General features: G+C 67.9%; 13 protein-coding genes and 1 pseudogene. 3 read left to right on the forward strand and 11 right to left on the reverse strand.

All coding sequences use genetic code 11. From position 1 onward, the window contains the following. Window position 1: 1 nt before the first annotated feature. The 6 genes from PMI01_RS11200 to PMI01_RS11225 all read right to left on the reverse strand — a co-directional run bounded on the left by PMI01_RS11200 (window position 2) and on the right by PMI01_RS11225 (window position 6,779). Complete coding sequence (locus PMI01_RS11200; RefSeq protein WP_007668130.1) at window positions 2–799, reverse strand: universal stress protein; 798 nt, start codon at window positions 797–799, stop codon at window positions 2–4. A 54-nt stretch (window positions 800–853) separates the two neighbouring features. Beyond that, window positions 854–1,705, reverse strand: coding sequence for a universal stress protein (locus PMI01_RS11205; protein ID WP_007668131.1), 852 nt, complete (start codon window positions 1,703–1,705; stop codon window positions 854–856). Between the two features lie 25 nt (window positions 1,706–1,730). Next, a complete protein-coding gene (locus tag PMI01_RS11210; protein WP_238537047.1) occupies window positions 1,731–4,214 on the reverse strand; it encodes a cation-translocating P-type ATPase in 2,484 nt (827 codons plus the stop codon). Window positions 4,215–4,253: 39 nt separating this feature from the next. Beyond that, window positions 4,254–4,583, reverse strand: a complete 330-nt coding sequence (locus PMI01_RS11215) for a hypothetical protein (RefSeq protein ID WP_007668135.1) — start codon at window positions 4,581–4,583, stop codon at window positions 4,254–4,256. 35 nt (window positions 4,584–4,618) lie between these two features. Further along, entirely contained in the window at window positions 4,619–6,280 is a 1,662-nt protein-coding gene (locus tag PMI01_RS11220) for an MBL fold metallo-hydrolase (RefSeq protein WP_007668137.1), read from the reverse strand. A 76-nt stretch (window positions 6,281–6,356) separates the two neighbouring features. Further along, window positions 6,357–6,779, reverse strand: coding sequence for a host attachment protein (locus tag PMI01_RS11225; protein ID WP_238537049.1), 423 nt, complete (start codon window positions 6,777–6,779; stop codon window positions 6,357–6,359). 147 nt (window positions 6,780–6,926) lie between these two features. On the opposite strand from PMI01_RS11225, the gene PMI01_RS11230 reads away from it, so the two are divergent. After that, a complete protein-coding gene (locus tag PMI01_RS11230; RefSeq protein WP_007668142.1) occupies window positions 6,927–7,526 on the forward strand; it encodes an NAD(P)H-dependent oxidoreductase in 600 nt (199 codons plus the stop codon). 8 nt (window positions 7,527–7,534) lie between these two features. Continuing rightward, on the forward strand, window positions 7,535–8,926 hold the full coding sequence (locus PMI01_RS11235) for an NRAMP family divalent metal transporter (protein ID WP_007668143.1): 1,392 nt from the start codon (window positions 7,535–7,537) through the stop codon (window positions 8,924–8,926). A 59-nt stretch (window positions 8,927–8,985) separates the two neighbouring features. Here the strand turns inward: PMI01_RS11235 and PMI01_RS11240 are convergent, their stop codons facing one another. From PMI01_RS11240 to PMI01_RS11255, 4 genes are all read right to left on the reverse strand, one after another. After that, entirely contained in the window at window positions 8,986–9,981 is a 996-nt protein-coding gene (locus tag PMI01_RS11240) for a zinc-binding alcohol dehydrogenase family protein (RefSeq protein ID WP_007668146.1), read from the reverse strand. Between the two features lies 1 nt (window position 9,982). Then, window positions 9,983–10,549 carry an Hsp20/alpha crystallin family protein gene (locus tag PMI01_RS11245; RefSeq protein ID WP_157223758.1) on the reverse strand — a complete coding sequence of 189 codons (567 nt, stop codon included), beginning with the start codon at window positions 10,547–10,549 and terminating at the stop codon, window positions 9,983–9,985. Window positions 10,550–10,760: 211 nt separating this feature from the next. Continuing rightward, on the reverse strand, window positions 10,761–11,792 hold the full coding sequence (locus PMI01_RS11250) for an MgtC/SapB family protein (protein WP_007668150.1): 1,032 nt from the start codon (window positions 11,790–11,792) through the stop codon (window positions 10,761–10,763). A 161-nt stretch (window positions 11,793–11,953) separates the two neighbouring features. Continuing rightward, window positions 11,954–12,721, reverse strand: a complete 768-nt coding sequence (locus tag PMI01_RS11255; RefSeq protein ID WP_007668152.1) for an SDR family NAD(P)-dependent oxidoreductase — start codon at window positions 12,719–12,721, stop codon at window positions 11,954–11,956. 414 nt (window positions 12,722–13,135) lie between these two features. On the opposite strand from PMI01_RS11255, the pseudogene PMI01_RS11260 reads away from it, so the two are divergent. Then, window positions 13,136–13,678: pseudogene (locus PMI01_RS11260) on the forward strand (integrase core domain-containing protein); the annotation flags it as partial. A 46-nt stretch (window positions 13,679–13,724) separates the two neighbouring features. Here the strand turns inward: PMI01_RS11260 and PMI01_RS11265 are convergent. Next, window positions 13,725–14,467, reverse strand: a 743-nt coding sequence (locus PMI01_RS11265) for a DUF5110 domain-containing protein (protein WP_238537048.1), incomplete at its 5' end; no start/stop codon positions are given.

Raw genomic sequence — 14,467 nt, forward strand, 5'->3', positions numbered from 1 at the left:
GTTAGTGACCGAGCACGAGCGGCAGGACGGCGGCGTCGAGCATGCGCCGCGTCACGCCGCCGAACAGGTCTTCAGACAAGCGCCCGTGGCCATAGGCGCCTATCAGGCAGTAGACGGCCTTGTCCTCGGCGCAGATCCGCAGAAGCACTGCGTCCGGGTCCTGTCCCAAGGCCGCGCAACAGGTCACCTGGACGGCGACGCCGTGGCGTTCGAGATAGAGCGCGGCGGCTTCCGGCCCGACGCCCTGGCCCTCCCCCACCGTGACCAGCCGCACCTGGCGGGAGAGTTTCAGTAGCGGGGCAGCGGCGCGCAAGGTGGCCATGATCGGCGCCGAGCCATCCCACCCCACCACCACAGGGCCGGTCGGATCAAGGCCCCGAACGTGGTCGGGCGTGGCCACGACCGGACAGCGGGCCTTGAGGGCGAGCGTCGCCGCCGCGGCCCGCGGATCGGTCGACAGCCAATGGTCCCGTTTGCAATTGACGACGATCAGGTCGGCCAGGCCCGCTTCGCGCAGCAGGCAGTCAGCGACGGCCCCGGCGGTGTCGATCCAGGTCCAGACAATATCCTCCCGCGCGAGCCTGACCTCCAGGAGCCTACGGTTGTCGGCGGCGGCGTGGCATTCCTTCGTCAGAATAAGGTCGGCCGCCATGCCGGTGACGTCGCGCGCCCGGGTTGGGAACGCCACCACCTCCAGGCACACCAGATGCCCCTGCAGCGCGCGCACCAAATCCAGGGCGGTCCGTAGCCTCGCCTCCTGGCCGACGTCGGCGTGAATGAGCAGCAGGACGGATTTCATCGGACTCTCTCCCGCGTTTGGGTCTCGCGTTGGCGCCAGCGTCGGCGGCCCGCTTCAGGCGTGCGCCATCCAGAGCGCGGTCGGCGGCGCGTGCAGGAGGTGTTCAGTGGCGCCGCCGAGCACGAAGTCGCGAAGCCGCGAATGGCCGTATGCCCCCATCACCAGGAGGTCGGCATCGACCTGACGAACATAGCGTTCGATGACCATTCCAGCCGAGCCATGGTCGGACGCCAACGTCTTGGCGTGCGCGGTGACGCCATGGCTGCGCAGGTGGCGCACGACGTCCTGCCCCGTCTGGTCATCGACCCCGAGCTTGTCGCCGCTGATGGTCAGCACCGTGACGGCGTCGGCCTTGGCCAGGACCGGGAAGCTGTCGGCCAGGGCGCGCGCGGCGCTGGCGCCGCCGTCCCAGGCGACCACGACCCGCGCGCAACCGCTGGCGCGCGCCTCAACGGCGGTCTCGTCCAGGATCAGGGTCGGACGGCCGGAACCGAAGACCACGGTCCTGACGACGGCCTGCTGTTCGTCGAACCGTCCGCTGAGCGGCACGATGCACAGGTCTCGGGTCCGCGCCATCCGGGCGACGTGCTCGCCGACGTCGTAGAGGTGGGCCCGATGCGTCTGGGCCAGGAACTCGACCTCGGCGCGCAGGGCGCTGGCGGCCGCCTGGGCCAGCACATCCTGACCCTGGCGATGGGACTTGGCTTCCTCTGCGCGCGCCAGATCCGTCAGCCCGATCAGATAGTCGGCGATCCTGTTGCTGTGGACGGGGATCTGGATATCGACGGCCAGGGCCGTCAGCGTCGCCTGCAGATGCCGCGCCCACCAGACGCCGCGCTCGATCACGGCGGGCGGAGTCGGCTCCGGATAGCTGTCCAGCTGGAGGAGAATGTCCTTGAAAGCCATTGGAAAGCTCCTTTCGACCGCCATTTCAACCGTCGTCGCGCCTACGGCGTTGATCTGGATCAGGTCGCCGCATCATCCTCGGCAGCCAAGCCCAGCTGGCCGCCGCGACGCCCGCGACGACGCAGATCGCCGCGAACCCCGCCGACGGCGTCGCCATGCGAAACAGCGCCGCCAGACCCGGGGTCAACAACACCGCCAGCAGGATGGCGCCGGCCGCTCCAGCGATCGTCCAGAAAACCCAGCGCCGCGCATCCAGCAGGCGTCCGTCGCGCCCCGTGGCGTCGATAATGGCCAGGGTCAGATTGCCGATCACCAGCGCCACGAAGGCGCCGGACCGCGCCTGGGTGGCGGGCATCCACGTCAGGCCCCAGAGATAGAGCGCCAGCACCGCGACCAGGATGACCATCCCCTGCAAGGCCCCAAGGGCGATCTGCCGCGCGCCAAACAGGCTCGCCCCGGGCGAGCGCGGCGGTCGCCGCATGCTGTCGCGATCGCTGGGCTCGCCTTCGAAGACCAGGGAGCACACCGGATCGATGATCAGTTCGAGAAACACCACCTGCACCGGAAACAGCATCGGCGGCGCTCCGAGCAGCACCGGCGCCAGGGCCAGGCCGGCGATCGGCACGTGGATGGCGGTGACATAGGTCAGGGCGCGACGCAGGTTGTCATAGATCCGTCTGCCCAGCCGGACTCCGCCGACGATCGAGGCCAGACTGTCGTCCAGAAGAATCAGGTCGGCGGCTTCGCGGGCCACGTCCGTCCCTCGCCGCCCCATGGCGATGCCGATATGGGCCGCCTCCAAGGCCGGCGCGTCATTGACGCCATCGCCGGTCATGGCGACGATCTCGCCATTGGCCTTCAGGGCTTCCACCAGCGCCAGCTTCTGTTCGGGTCGCACGCGCGCGAAGACGCGGACCTCCACCAGGCGCGCGCGCAGCGCCGCTTGATCCAGCCGAGCGATTTCGTCGCCGGTCAGAACGCCCGCCCGTACGTCGAGCCCGGCCTGGCGAGCGATGTTCCGGGCCGTCGCCGGATAGTCGCCGGTGATCATCATCACCTTGACGCCGGCCTCTCGCGCCTCGCGCACGGCGCCGGCCGCGTCGGATCGCAGCGGGTCGGCGAACCCAACCAGGCCGCGGAAGACGAACCTGGCGGCTTCGGGCTCATCCGGCGCGTCGTCGCCCCCGACCGCCTCGGCGACGGCCAGCACGCGCAGGCCTTCGACCGCCAGGGTTTCAAGCGCCGCGCGGATAGGCGCGGTCTCCTCGGCCGCCAGACGGCACAGGGCGAAGATCGCTTCCGGCGCCCCCTTGGCGGCCAGCAGCAGGCTCTGGTCAGTCCGGCGCCAGGCCTGGACCACGGCCAGACGCCCCGTCCGCAGAGGCCAAACCCGTTCGAGGCGCGCGTCGGCCGGCGGAGGCGCCAGGGCGACGAGCGCGCGGTCCATCGGATCGACCGGTCGCGCGGCGCAGGCCAGGCTCGCGGTGGCCAATAGCGGGTGCGGATCGGAAGCGCCCTTGGCCGAAGGCGCGCACCGGGCGCCCTGCGCCCAGAGCGCGGCGACGCTCATGCGGTTCTCGGTCAGGGTTCCGGTCTTGTCGACACAAAGCACGGTGGCCCCGCCGAGGGTCTCAATCACAGCGCCGCGGCGCACCAGAACATTGTGCCGGCTAAGCCGCCATGCGCCCAGAGCCAGGAAAACGGCCAAGACCATAGGAAATTCTTCCGGGATCATGGCAATCGCCACCGTGATGCCCGCCAGGGCGGCCTCGAGCCAGTCGCCGCGCATCAGCCCATAGGCGAGGAGGACCAGAAGGCAGAACAGGCCGGCGGCCAGGCCGAGCCACCCGACGAGCCTTGCGATGGCCTTCTCCAGCGGGGCCGGAGAGGCCTCCAGCGTCGCCAGGGCCGCGCCAATCTTGCCGATGGCGGTTCGGGGTCCCGTGGCGGTCACCTCGGCCACCCCCTGGCCCGAGACGATCAGCGTACCCGCGAAGATCGCTCCGGATGGGCCGCCCGCCGATCCTGGCGCACGCTGGACCGGAACGGATTCGCCCGTGAGGGCGGCCTCGTCGATGGTCAGGAGTTCGCCGTCGATCAATTGGCCGTCGGCGGGCACGCGCTGCCCTTCGCCGACCAGGACGACGTCGCCGGGCACGAGCGAACGCGACGGGACCAGCCGCTCGCTCCCGTCGCGAACCAGCCGCACCATGGGCTGGGCCAGGTCGCGTAGCGCCCTGAGGGCCCGTTCGCTGCGCGCTTCCTGGAACACGACCTGGACAATGGTGGCGACCGCCGCCAGGGTCAGCAGCAGGCCCTCGGCCAAGTCGCCAAGCGCCAGATAGAGGCCTGAGGCCGCCAAGAGCAGGCCAAACATCGGTTCGCGGATCGTCGCCAGTAGAATTTGCGCCACCGAGCGCGCACGCGGCGGATCGATCTGATTGGGGCCGACGAGGGCGAGACGACGCATCGCCTCGCCCTCGTCCAGGCCCCTGGTATGACCTGTCACGTGCTTCTCCGCCTCGCCAGGCTGCAGGACGCGACCTGGCTATGCGCCGCGAGAGCGACGGATCACCGCATAGGTGATGAGGCTGGCGGCGGCGGCGCCGACCAGGGCCGCGCCCGCCGCGGTGGTGGCCAGCGCTTCGCTCGGATGGCGCCGGACTTGCCGCTCCGCCGCCGTCTCGAGGCGATCGAGCTTGGCCTGGACATTACCGACCAATTCGATGGCCGCGTGACCCAGGGCCACGGCGCTCGCCGAGACCGCGTCGCTGGCGTCGTGGCCCAGGTGATCGACCATGGTCTTGAGGTGATCGGTGACGTTCTCGAAAGCGTCGCGGCCGTCGCGGGCGAGCGCCTTGATGTTACGAGCTGACATTGTCTTTCCTTGAAAGAGGGGAGTGGATGACGTCCCTACAACGCGCCCTCTCGCGGCGACGCGTCTTGACCTGGGTCAAGTTCGCTCGAAGGCGGAGGCTTCCCATCGCCGAACTGCCCACCGACAACGGCGCTCAGGCGGCGCAGCAGCGCCTCGCGGGCGGCGTCGTCCCGAGCCCCTTCCAGGGCGGCGTTGAGCGCCAGCTGAAAGGCGACCCGGTGGTTATGCCAGTCGAGCTTGGCCGCGGCATGGGGCGGCAACCGGGCGGGCGATGGTTGCCTCGGCGTCGCGGCCCCCTCGGTGAGGTCGAAGGCGTCGTCCAGGTCCGGGATCAAGATGGCGCCGGCGTCGAAGCCCGCGGCGATCAGCCGATCGCGCAGGCCGGCGGCGGCGTCCGGCTCCCCGTGGGCCAGCAGAACTGAACCGCTGACCGGAGCACGATCGAGCGCCCATCGCGTCAGGCCCGCCGCATCGGCATGAGCCGAATAGGCGTCGAGCTTGCGCACCCGCGCGCGAACCCGAACCTCGTCGCCCTGGATGCTGACCCGCGGCGCGCCGTCAGCGAGCAGCCGTCCTAACGTGCCGGCGGCCTGGAAACCACAGAGCAGCACGGTCGCTTCCTTGCGCCACAGCAGCCGCTTGAGGTGTTTGCGCACCCGGCCCGCGTCGCACATGCCGCTGGCCGCCAGGATCACATGCCAGCCGGAGAGGCGCTCCAGGCCATCGCTGTCCCATGGCTTGGCCAGGAAGCGCAGGTGCTCGGAGGGCCGGACCGGCTCGAACGGGTTTCGCTGGAGGGCGGGGTTCCAGCCTCGATCGAGGAACACCTTGGAGGCTTCAATGGCCAGCGGCGAGTCGAGGAAGATGTCGCCGCGCGGCGCGTCCCCGTCTTCCATCAACTGCTGCAGGTCGACCAGGAGCTCCTGGCTGCGTTCCAGCGCGAAGGCGGGGATGAGCAGCGGCCCGCCCGCGGCGTGGGCCGCCTTAAGCTCCTCGGCCAAGGCCGCCCGGCGAGCGACGCCGCTGGCGGCCACGCGTTCCCGGTCGCCGTAGGTGGATTCGAGGATCAGATGGTCGACGCCCTTGGGGCCTTGCGGGTCGGCGACGAAATCGCTCCCGCCAGAGCCGAGGTCCCCGGAGAACAACAGGCGCTTCTCGGCGCCGGCGGGATCGACAACGACCTCGATGGAGGCCGAGCCCAGGATGTGACCCGCCTCCCAATAGACCGCCGAGAGTCCGGGGGCGACCGCCACCGGCTCGCCCAGCTTGACCTTCCGAAATTGCTTCGTGACCCGGGCCGCGTCGGCCTCAGTGTAGATCGGCTCGACCGGGGCCAGACCCCGCCTCTGATTGCGCCGATTGAGGGCCGCCACCTCCCCTTCCTGGATGCCGCCCGCGTCGGCGAGCATCACCGCGCAAAGGTCGCGCGTCGCCGCCGTCGCATAGATCGGCCCCTCGAAGCCCGCGAGCATCAGCTTGGGAAGCAGGCCGCAATGGTCGACATGGGCATGGGTGAGCAGGACAGCGTCGATCTGACTCGGATCGAAGGGAAACTCGCCATAGTTCAGCGCCTTGAGGGTCTTTGATCCCTGGAACATGCCGCAGTCGACCAGGATCGTGGCCTCCTGCGTCTGCAGGCGTGCGCACGAGCCGGTGACGCAGCCGGCGGCGCCGTGAAAGGACAGGATCGGGGTCATGATGGAATCTCGCGGAGATGGGCCCGATCGGACGCGGCGCGAACCGGCGGGCGAAATGGGACGGGGACTGACCGGCTCACGGCGCGCTACGCCGCAGCCCGCGCACGGCCTCGCGCAGGGCCTCGGCGTCCGCATCGACCCGATCATGGGCCTGATCGAGCGCCAACCGCCGGCGCAGGGCAGTTGGCAGCGCCTCGCGCAGCATGCCCAGGGCGCGAGGCGGCGCGAAGACGATCAAATAGTCGAAACGGTGTTCGTCGACGAGATCCGCCAGCCGCGCGCCAAGCCGGGTCAGGAAATCACGGGCGCTCTTGTCGGCGGCGGTGATCGTGGCGACGCCGTGGATCGCATGGCCCATCCGATCATGGACCGCGCCCGAACCGGGATGCGGAAAGACCCGAGGCTCCAGGCCCGTCAACCATTCGGGATGTTCAGTCAGGAACCCGCCGCGGCGCGGCTCCTCGAAGAGTCGGGCCCGACCGCCGTCGGCCGCCACCACCAAGGTTCGTCCATCCGTAATCATCGTCGCCTCCTGGAGCCGACAGGATCGGCCAGGCTGCATCCGGTTCCCTGATCTGGATCAATTTGGCGGCCGCTCCGGCGACTAGTCTCCCTTGGTCAGCATGTCGTTGTTTGGGAGCCCCCCATGAAACACGCCGTCATCCTCGCCCACCCCAGGCCCACCAGCGTCTGCGCGGCCATCGCCCGGACCTGCGTCGAGCACCTGCGCGCGACCAACCACACCGTGATCCTGCGCGACCTCTATGTGCTGGATTTCGATCCGCGCCTGAAAGCCGAGGAACTGCCGTCGCCGTCGGGCGTGCATCCGGCCGCGGACGTCGTCGCCGAACGGCGGCTGATCGGGGAGATCGACAGCTTCATCTTCGTCTATCCCTTCTGGTTCAACGCGCCGCCCGCCATCCTCAAGGGCTATATCGACCGGGTGTTCAGTATGAGCTTTGGCTACGCGCCGGGTCCGAGCGGCACGGAATCGCTGCTCGACGACAAGACCTTGCTGAGTTTTTCGACCTCCGGGGCGCCCGAGGACTGGGTGAACAACACCGGAGCGTTGCAGGCCCTGATGACGGTCTTCGACCTGCACCTGTCGGGGGTCTGCGGACTGCGGGTTCTGGACCACAAGCACTTCGGCTCGATCGTCTCCAACATTACAGCCGAGTCCGTCGCTGACCTGCTGGACCAAGTTCGCATGCGTCTGGACGATCTCTTTGGCTCGGCCCTGGCGTGACGCTCAGCATGGCTTCGTTCGACAACAACCTGCAGTCCGGCGCGCGCCGTCGGGCGGAATCGTCCATGAGCGATCGCGCAGAAGCCAAGGTGCAACCGGCCACCGATCACTTCGTTCGACCTCCCTCCCTACATCCCAATGTGCACCGGCTTCGGCGGGCCGCGCTCTTCCAACGGCTGGGACCGGGCCTGATCACCGGGGCGGCGGACGATGACCCGGGCGGCATAGCCACCTACTCCCAAGCCGGCGCCCAAATGGGTCTGCAGATGCTCTGGACCGTGCCGTTCAGCTATCCGCTGCTGTCCGCGATCCAGATGATCAACGCCCGTATCGGGCGGGTGACGGGCCGTGGGCTGGCGGCGAATCTGGGCCGCGTGTTCCCCCGTCCAATCGTCACAGTCCTCGTGGGGTTGCTGTTCGTCGCCAACGTGGTGAACATCGGCGCCGACCTCGCGGCGATGGGTTCGGCGGCGAAGCTGGTGTTGGGCTGGGGCCAGCACACGTTCACCGTGCTCTTCGCGGCGCTCTCCCTGGCCTTACAAATCCTCATCCCCTATCACCGCTATGTCCGCTACCTGAAGTGGCTGACGCTCGCGCTGTTCGCATATGTCGGCGTGGTCTTCACCGTGCATATCGATTGGAGCCAGGTCGCTCTTCGTACGGTGGTTCCGCAGTTGGCGTTCACAGGGGCGACCGTCACCATGGTCGTGGCCATCTTCGGCACGACCATCAGCCCCTACCTGTTCTTCTGGCAGGCCTCCGAAGAGGTGGAAGACGAGGAGGCCGACCCGACGACCGGCCCGTTGCTGACCCATCCGGAACAGGCCCCAGAGCAGCTGAGCCGCATCCGCTGGGACACCTATGTCGGCATGGGCTTCGCCCACCTGATCGCCTTCTTCATCATCCTGACGACGGCCGTCACCCTAAATTCGGCCGGCGTGACCGATATCCAGACCTCCGCCGAGGCCGCCCAGGCGCTGAAACCTATCGCGGGGACGCTCGCCTTCCTGCTGTTCAGCCTGGGCATCATTGGCACGGGCCTGCTCGCGGCGCCCATCCTGGCCGCATCGGCGGCCTATGCGATCAGCGAATCCCAAGGCTGGAAAATTGGACTTGAACACCCGGCGCGCGAGGCCGTGGGCTTCTACAGCGTGATTGGCCTCGCCACGATCCTGGGGCTCGTCGTGGACTATTCGTCCCTGGACCCGATCAAGGCCTTGTTCTGGAGCGCGGTGCTGAACGGTGTGATCGCCGTGCCGATCATGGCGGCGATGATGGTGGTGGCGTCTCGCCGCCATGAGATGGGACAGTTCGTAGCGACGCTAGGGCAGCGCATCTTCGGCTGGCTGGCGACTGCGATCATGGCCGCCGCGGTGGTCGCCATGTTCGCGTTGCGGTAACCGGTTCTATGTTGGTCGCGATCAACGCGCGGGCGGATGTCATCCACCAGCCTGTCCGATTATGGCGGCGGATTGATCTGCAGCACCGCGGCCCCCGTGAAGGCGCCGCCACGCAAGTCGGCGAGCGCTTGGCCGGCCTGTCGAAGACCGTAGATTCTAAGGTGCGGCCGTACGCCGGCGGCGGCGGCGCGCGGCAGGTAGTCCTGGGCGTCGGCGCGGGTGAGGTTGGCCACCGAGACCAGGGTTCGCTCGCCCCACAGGTCGGCATAATCCAGGGCCGGGATCTGGCTCATATGGATTCCCGCGCACACCACCGCGCCGCCCTTGCGGACCGCCCGCAACGCGAGCGGCACAAGCGCGCCGATCGGCGCGAACAGGATGGCGGCGTCCAGCAGCTCGGGCGGCGCGACGTCCGACGCTCCCGCCCACAGGCAGCCCAACTCTAGCGCGAGGTTCTGCGCGGCCTGATCGCCGGGCTTGGTGAAGGCGTAGACTTTCTGCCCCTCGGCGATCGCCAATTGAGCCAGGAGGTGGGCGGCGGCGCCAAAGCCATAGAGGCCCAGCCGATCGACGACCCGCCCCTCCATCGCCTTGCGCCAGGCGCGAAAGCCGATCAGACCGGCGCAGAGCAACGGCGCGGCCTCAAGATCGCCGAGACCATCGGGCAGGACCAAGCAGAAGCGCGCATCGGCGACCGTCATTTCCGCGTAGCCGCCGTCGCGCGTCCAGCCTGTGAACTGAGCGTGATCGCAAAGGTTTTCCGCGCCCTGGCGACAGAAGCGGCAACGCCCACAGGCGCCGCCAAGCCACGGGACACCGACGCGCTGACCTAGGGCGAGGCTCGTGACGCCCTGCCCGAGCGCCTCCACGACGCCGACGATCTCATGTCCCGGAATGACGCCGTCGCGCGTGGGAAGATCGCCTTCCAGAAGATGAAGATCCGTGCGGCAGACGCCGCAGGTGCGCACACGGAGCAGGACCTCGCCCGGGCCAGGCGTTGGCGCGTGACGGAGGGCGGGCGTCAGGTGGCCGCCCTCCAGGACCATCGCCAACATGTCAGGCGCCGGCCCTGGAGCCGGGGGTCTCGATGGCGATGGTCTTGCCGGCGGGACTGGCGGTCTTTGGCGCGGTGATCGTCAGGACGCCGTCCTTGAGCGCGGCCTTGATCTTGTCACCATCAACGCCGCGCGGCAGGGCGATTGACCGCGTGAAGGCGCCGGAACGCCGCTCGATAATGCGATAGGTCTTGTCGCCGTCCTCAGTCTGCGAGGCCTTTTCGCCCGAGATGGTCAGCAGGTCGCCATCCAGGCTGACGGTGATTTGCGGCTCGGCGTAGCCTGGCACATCGAGTTTCAATTCAACGCCTTGCGCGGTCTCGCTGAAATCCAGGTCCGGCGAAGAGAAGGTCTGCGCCAGACCGGCGGCGCGACCGAACTCGTTGACCACCCGGTCGATCTCCCGCTGCAGGGGCGCGAACAGATGCGTGGCTTGCTGGGTGAAAGCCGGCAGCAAGGACTTGTCTTGAACGGCCATGGATGAATCTCCATCAGGACGAAGGTGCGCGCGCCAGGCGCGCGGATCATTCTTCCACCTTGTCGTCGTCCATGGATTGATCTCGATCATTTTGTGTGCGGCCAACTGCGCCAGGGACCGCATCCCGCTCAGGCCGGGGCCATCCCGTCCATCATCGAACGCCCGCCGCCCCGACGTGTCGTCGCTTCCCCGCCCCTGAGGGAGGCTTCCAGCGCCATGGCGCGATCACTCTTGATCCGCTTCAATCTCAGGCTCAGCCGCAAGACGACGCTATGGAGCCGGCCGGTCGCGACAGGATGCGCTAGCCCCACCTCCAAACGCCGGCCGCGGCGCCCAGCGCCAACAGGGTCCCCGCCGAATAGAGGCCGCCAAGGCGCCAGCCGCCCACCACGCAGGCGATGACCATCTTCGAGAAACTGTCGACCACGGCCGCCAGCAGCACCGCCTGGCCGGCGACGCCGATGGCCATGCCCCCCGCCGTCATGCGGGCGGCCGCCAGGGTGACCGCATCGGCGTCGACCAGGCCGCCGAGCGCCGCCACCGGCAGAAGGCCGGAAGGACCGTAGAGGCCGGCCGCGCCCCTTGCCGCCGCCATGATGACGCCGAGCACCAGGGCCGCGCCCGCCAGGGCGAGGGGTTTGGAGACCTCCTTCTGCAGTCGCGCCAGATAGAAGGTCACCGCCGTCGAGGAGACCAGCGCGCCGGCCGCACTGGCCAGCAAGGCGCCGCGCGCCGGTCCCCACACCTTGATCGCGGCGTAGGCGACAAAGGAAATCGCCGCCATAGCGATGGTCAGCACCCAGAGTTCGGCGAAATTGACCAAGCCATAGGGTCCAAAGGGGCGGTTTGGCAGAAGCGGCAGGGCCACGAAGGTCATGGCCAACAGAACCAGCGCGTCTCGGAGTTCGGGCCAGGTCAGACGCTTGAGCCAGGTGTGCAGCATCTCCTTGCTCGCCAGCAGAGCAGCGACCGCCACAGCCGCGGCGGCGGCGACCCGCTCGTCGCCGAGCACCGCCAACGCCCCGAGCCCGAAGGTCAACAGGCCGGCGACGATGGCGGTGACCGAGTAGTCGTTGTCGTCGCGTTGTTCTCGCTGCTTGAAGAGGATGAAGGCCGTCGCGAAGGATAAGCCAAGCGTGGACATGGCCCAGCCGCCCAGGGTCTGGCTCAGCATCCCAGCGACCCCGCCGAGCAGACCCGACAGGGCGTAGGTGCGTAAACCCGCGGCGGGGCCCCCTTCGGTGACGTCGTGCGCCCGCCAGCCCCGCTCGATGCCGATCAGGAAGCCGATGGCCAAGGCCAACCCAAGCCTCTCGAAGGGCTCAACCGCCATACCCGATCCTCTTCCGCCGTTCAGAGGCCTCCCGACATCTGTCCAGGATGCGCCGCAAGAGGCTGGCCGCAACCCGGCGTGGAGCCCAGACCATCCTCCGCCGCTTGCGGACCGTTCTCTCGCCGTCGTCTACCGTCAGGGTCCGACATGCGGGCATGACCTCAGCGGGCCGTATATCCGCCGTCGATGACCAGCTCCGAACCGGTCACGAACTTGGCTTCGTCGGACGCCAGATACACAGCTCCCCAGGCGATATCGTCGGCTTCTCCCATATGCCCGAGCGGATGAAGCGCATCGGCGGCCTTGCGGCCCGTCTCCAGATCGCCCTGGGCGCTCAGGTGATGCTCGACCATCGGCGTCCAGATGAAACCGGGATGGATGGAGTTCACGCGAATTCGATCGCTGGCGTAGATGAGCGCATCGGTCTTGCTCATCAACCGAACGGCGCCTTTCGACGCGTGGTATGCGGGGACATCCGGCGCTCCCACCAGTCCATAGATGGACGAAAGGTTGATGATGCTGCCACCGCCCGCGCGTCGCAAATGCGGAATGGCGTGCTTGGTGCAGAAGAACACGCCCTTGACATTGATGGCCTGGACCCAATCCCATTCGGCTTCGGTCACCTCATGTGTCGGCTTGTTGGCTCCCGCCACGCCGGCATTGTTCACCAGCACATCGATGCGGCCGAAGTACTCGGCCACCTCGTTGATCGCCTGCGCCACTTGGGTTTCACTGCTGACGTCGCACCGCCAGTAGCGCGCCGCTTTGCCTGAGGCCATCATTTCGGCGGCCAGCGCGGCGCCCTGGTCGTCAAGGACGTCGAAGATGGCGATCGAAGCGCCTTCCTCCGCCATTCGCAGCGCCGTGGCTCTGCCAAGCCCGAGCGCCGCACCCGTGACGGTCGCGACCTTGTTCTTAAGCCGATCCATCGGCTTCACCCTTCGGATAACCGACACCGCCGAGAGAGAACGCCTGCTTGTTGCAGGTGCTCGGCGCTCTTCGGATTTCATCACGCCCCTAATGTCCCCCTCTCGCGCGGCGTCACATTGATACAGCTCAAGTATTTTGCTCCGCGACTAGCTGGTCAGAATGACCGATCCATGGGGTTCGTGGGCGGGTGAAATCGGATCGGAAACGCCACGGCCACCGAGCTTGACCACGAGCAGGTCTCACTAGCTCTTCGTCGCTAGCGGCTGGTCGAAACGCCAGCTTCTCGCGCCTAGATCGCGACCGAGAGCTTGTGTCGGTTTGGCATGGCGCCCGACCGGTCGTTTCCCGTCGTGCCCAAAGAGGCCCTCTATCCAGCCACGACCGACTGGCTGGAGAAACTGACCTTGGACATCAAGGCAAAGGCCAAGCTGCGCGAGGATCGTCAACCGGCCTCCCGGCCCAATGATGTCTGGGCCATGGACTTCCTGCACGATCAGCTCTTCGACGGGCGCAAGATCCGCATCCTGGCGATCATCGACACCTTCAGCCGGTTCTCGCCGGCCCTTGATCCCCGCTTCGCCTACAAGGCTCACGACATTGTCGAGACCCTCGATCGAGCCGGCAAGGCGGTGGGCTACCCCAAGACCATACGGGTCGACAATGGCCCGGAATTTGTCTCCCGCGACCTGGATCTGTGGGCCTATCAGCGCGGCGTCACCCTGGACTTCAGCCGCCCCGGCAAGCCGACGGACAACGCCTTCGCGGAGTCCTTCAACGGCAAGGTCCGGGCCGAATGCCTGAACACCGCCTGGTTCATGTCCCTCGACGACGCCCGCTCAAAATGCGAGGCTTGGCGTAGGGACTACAATGAACATCGTCCCCACAGCGCGATCGGCGACAAGTGCCCGATCGAGCTGATGAACGGCGCCGGGCCATATGGCCCGCCCGACGCCTGACCGGCGAGAAATCCCGGCCCGACCTGGTCCAAGGTTGGGGGCAAGGTCAGAACCTCACGACCTTGGGTTCGCCGTCGTAGAGGATCTGGCGGTCGACCGGAGCGCTCTGGGCCCCAGCGCCCTTGCCGGGCGCAACCAGGACCAGATTCAGTTGGCGCTTCTGGATCATGCCCGGAAACGACCCCTGCCGCGCGCCGACGCTCAACGTCCGGGCCTGGTCATTCCACACCAGGTCATAGGTGGCGCGCTGGCCCTTCTCGTAGGCGTAGGTTTCGTTGTCGTCCTCGTAGATCGTGAACCGGGCGTCGGCGCCGGGATAAATGCGGATCTCGTAGGGCGCCTCGGGATGCTCGGTGGCGAACTGCACCGCTGGCCCCATCGGCATGATGGAGCCGGCGCGGACATAGAGCGGCAGGATCTCCAACGGCGCCGGGCGTGACACCGTCTTGCCGCCGGCGTGACGCTCGTTGCTCCAGAAATCGTACCAGTCCGCGCCCTTGGGCAGATAGGTGCTGACAATCAAATCCCGTTGCGCCTGCGCCAGCTTGGCGGCCGCCCGCAGCTCGGCGGGGCGCCGCCAGGTCAGGCGCAGGCTTCGCTCGCCGCCGCCCTGGTAGTAGTCGATGCGCACCGACAGGCGTTCCCCTTGCTTCAGCCTGCGCTTGACGCCGTGATATCGCTCCGCGCCCGTCGTCCAGTCGTCGACCACCTTCTCGCCGTCGAGGAACAGGCGCATGCCGTCGTCGCCGGCCACGCCGATTTCATAGTCGCCGTCCTCGGGCGCCACGA

Source organism: Caulobacter sp. AP07, assembly GCF_000281955.1.
In the GTDB taxonomy this organism is placed as follows: domain Bacteria; phylum Pseudomonadota; class Alphaproteobacteria; order Caulobacterales; family Caulobacteraceae; genus Caulobacter.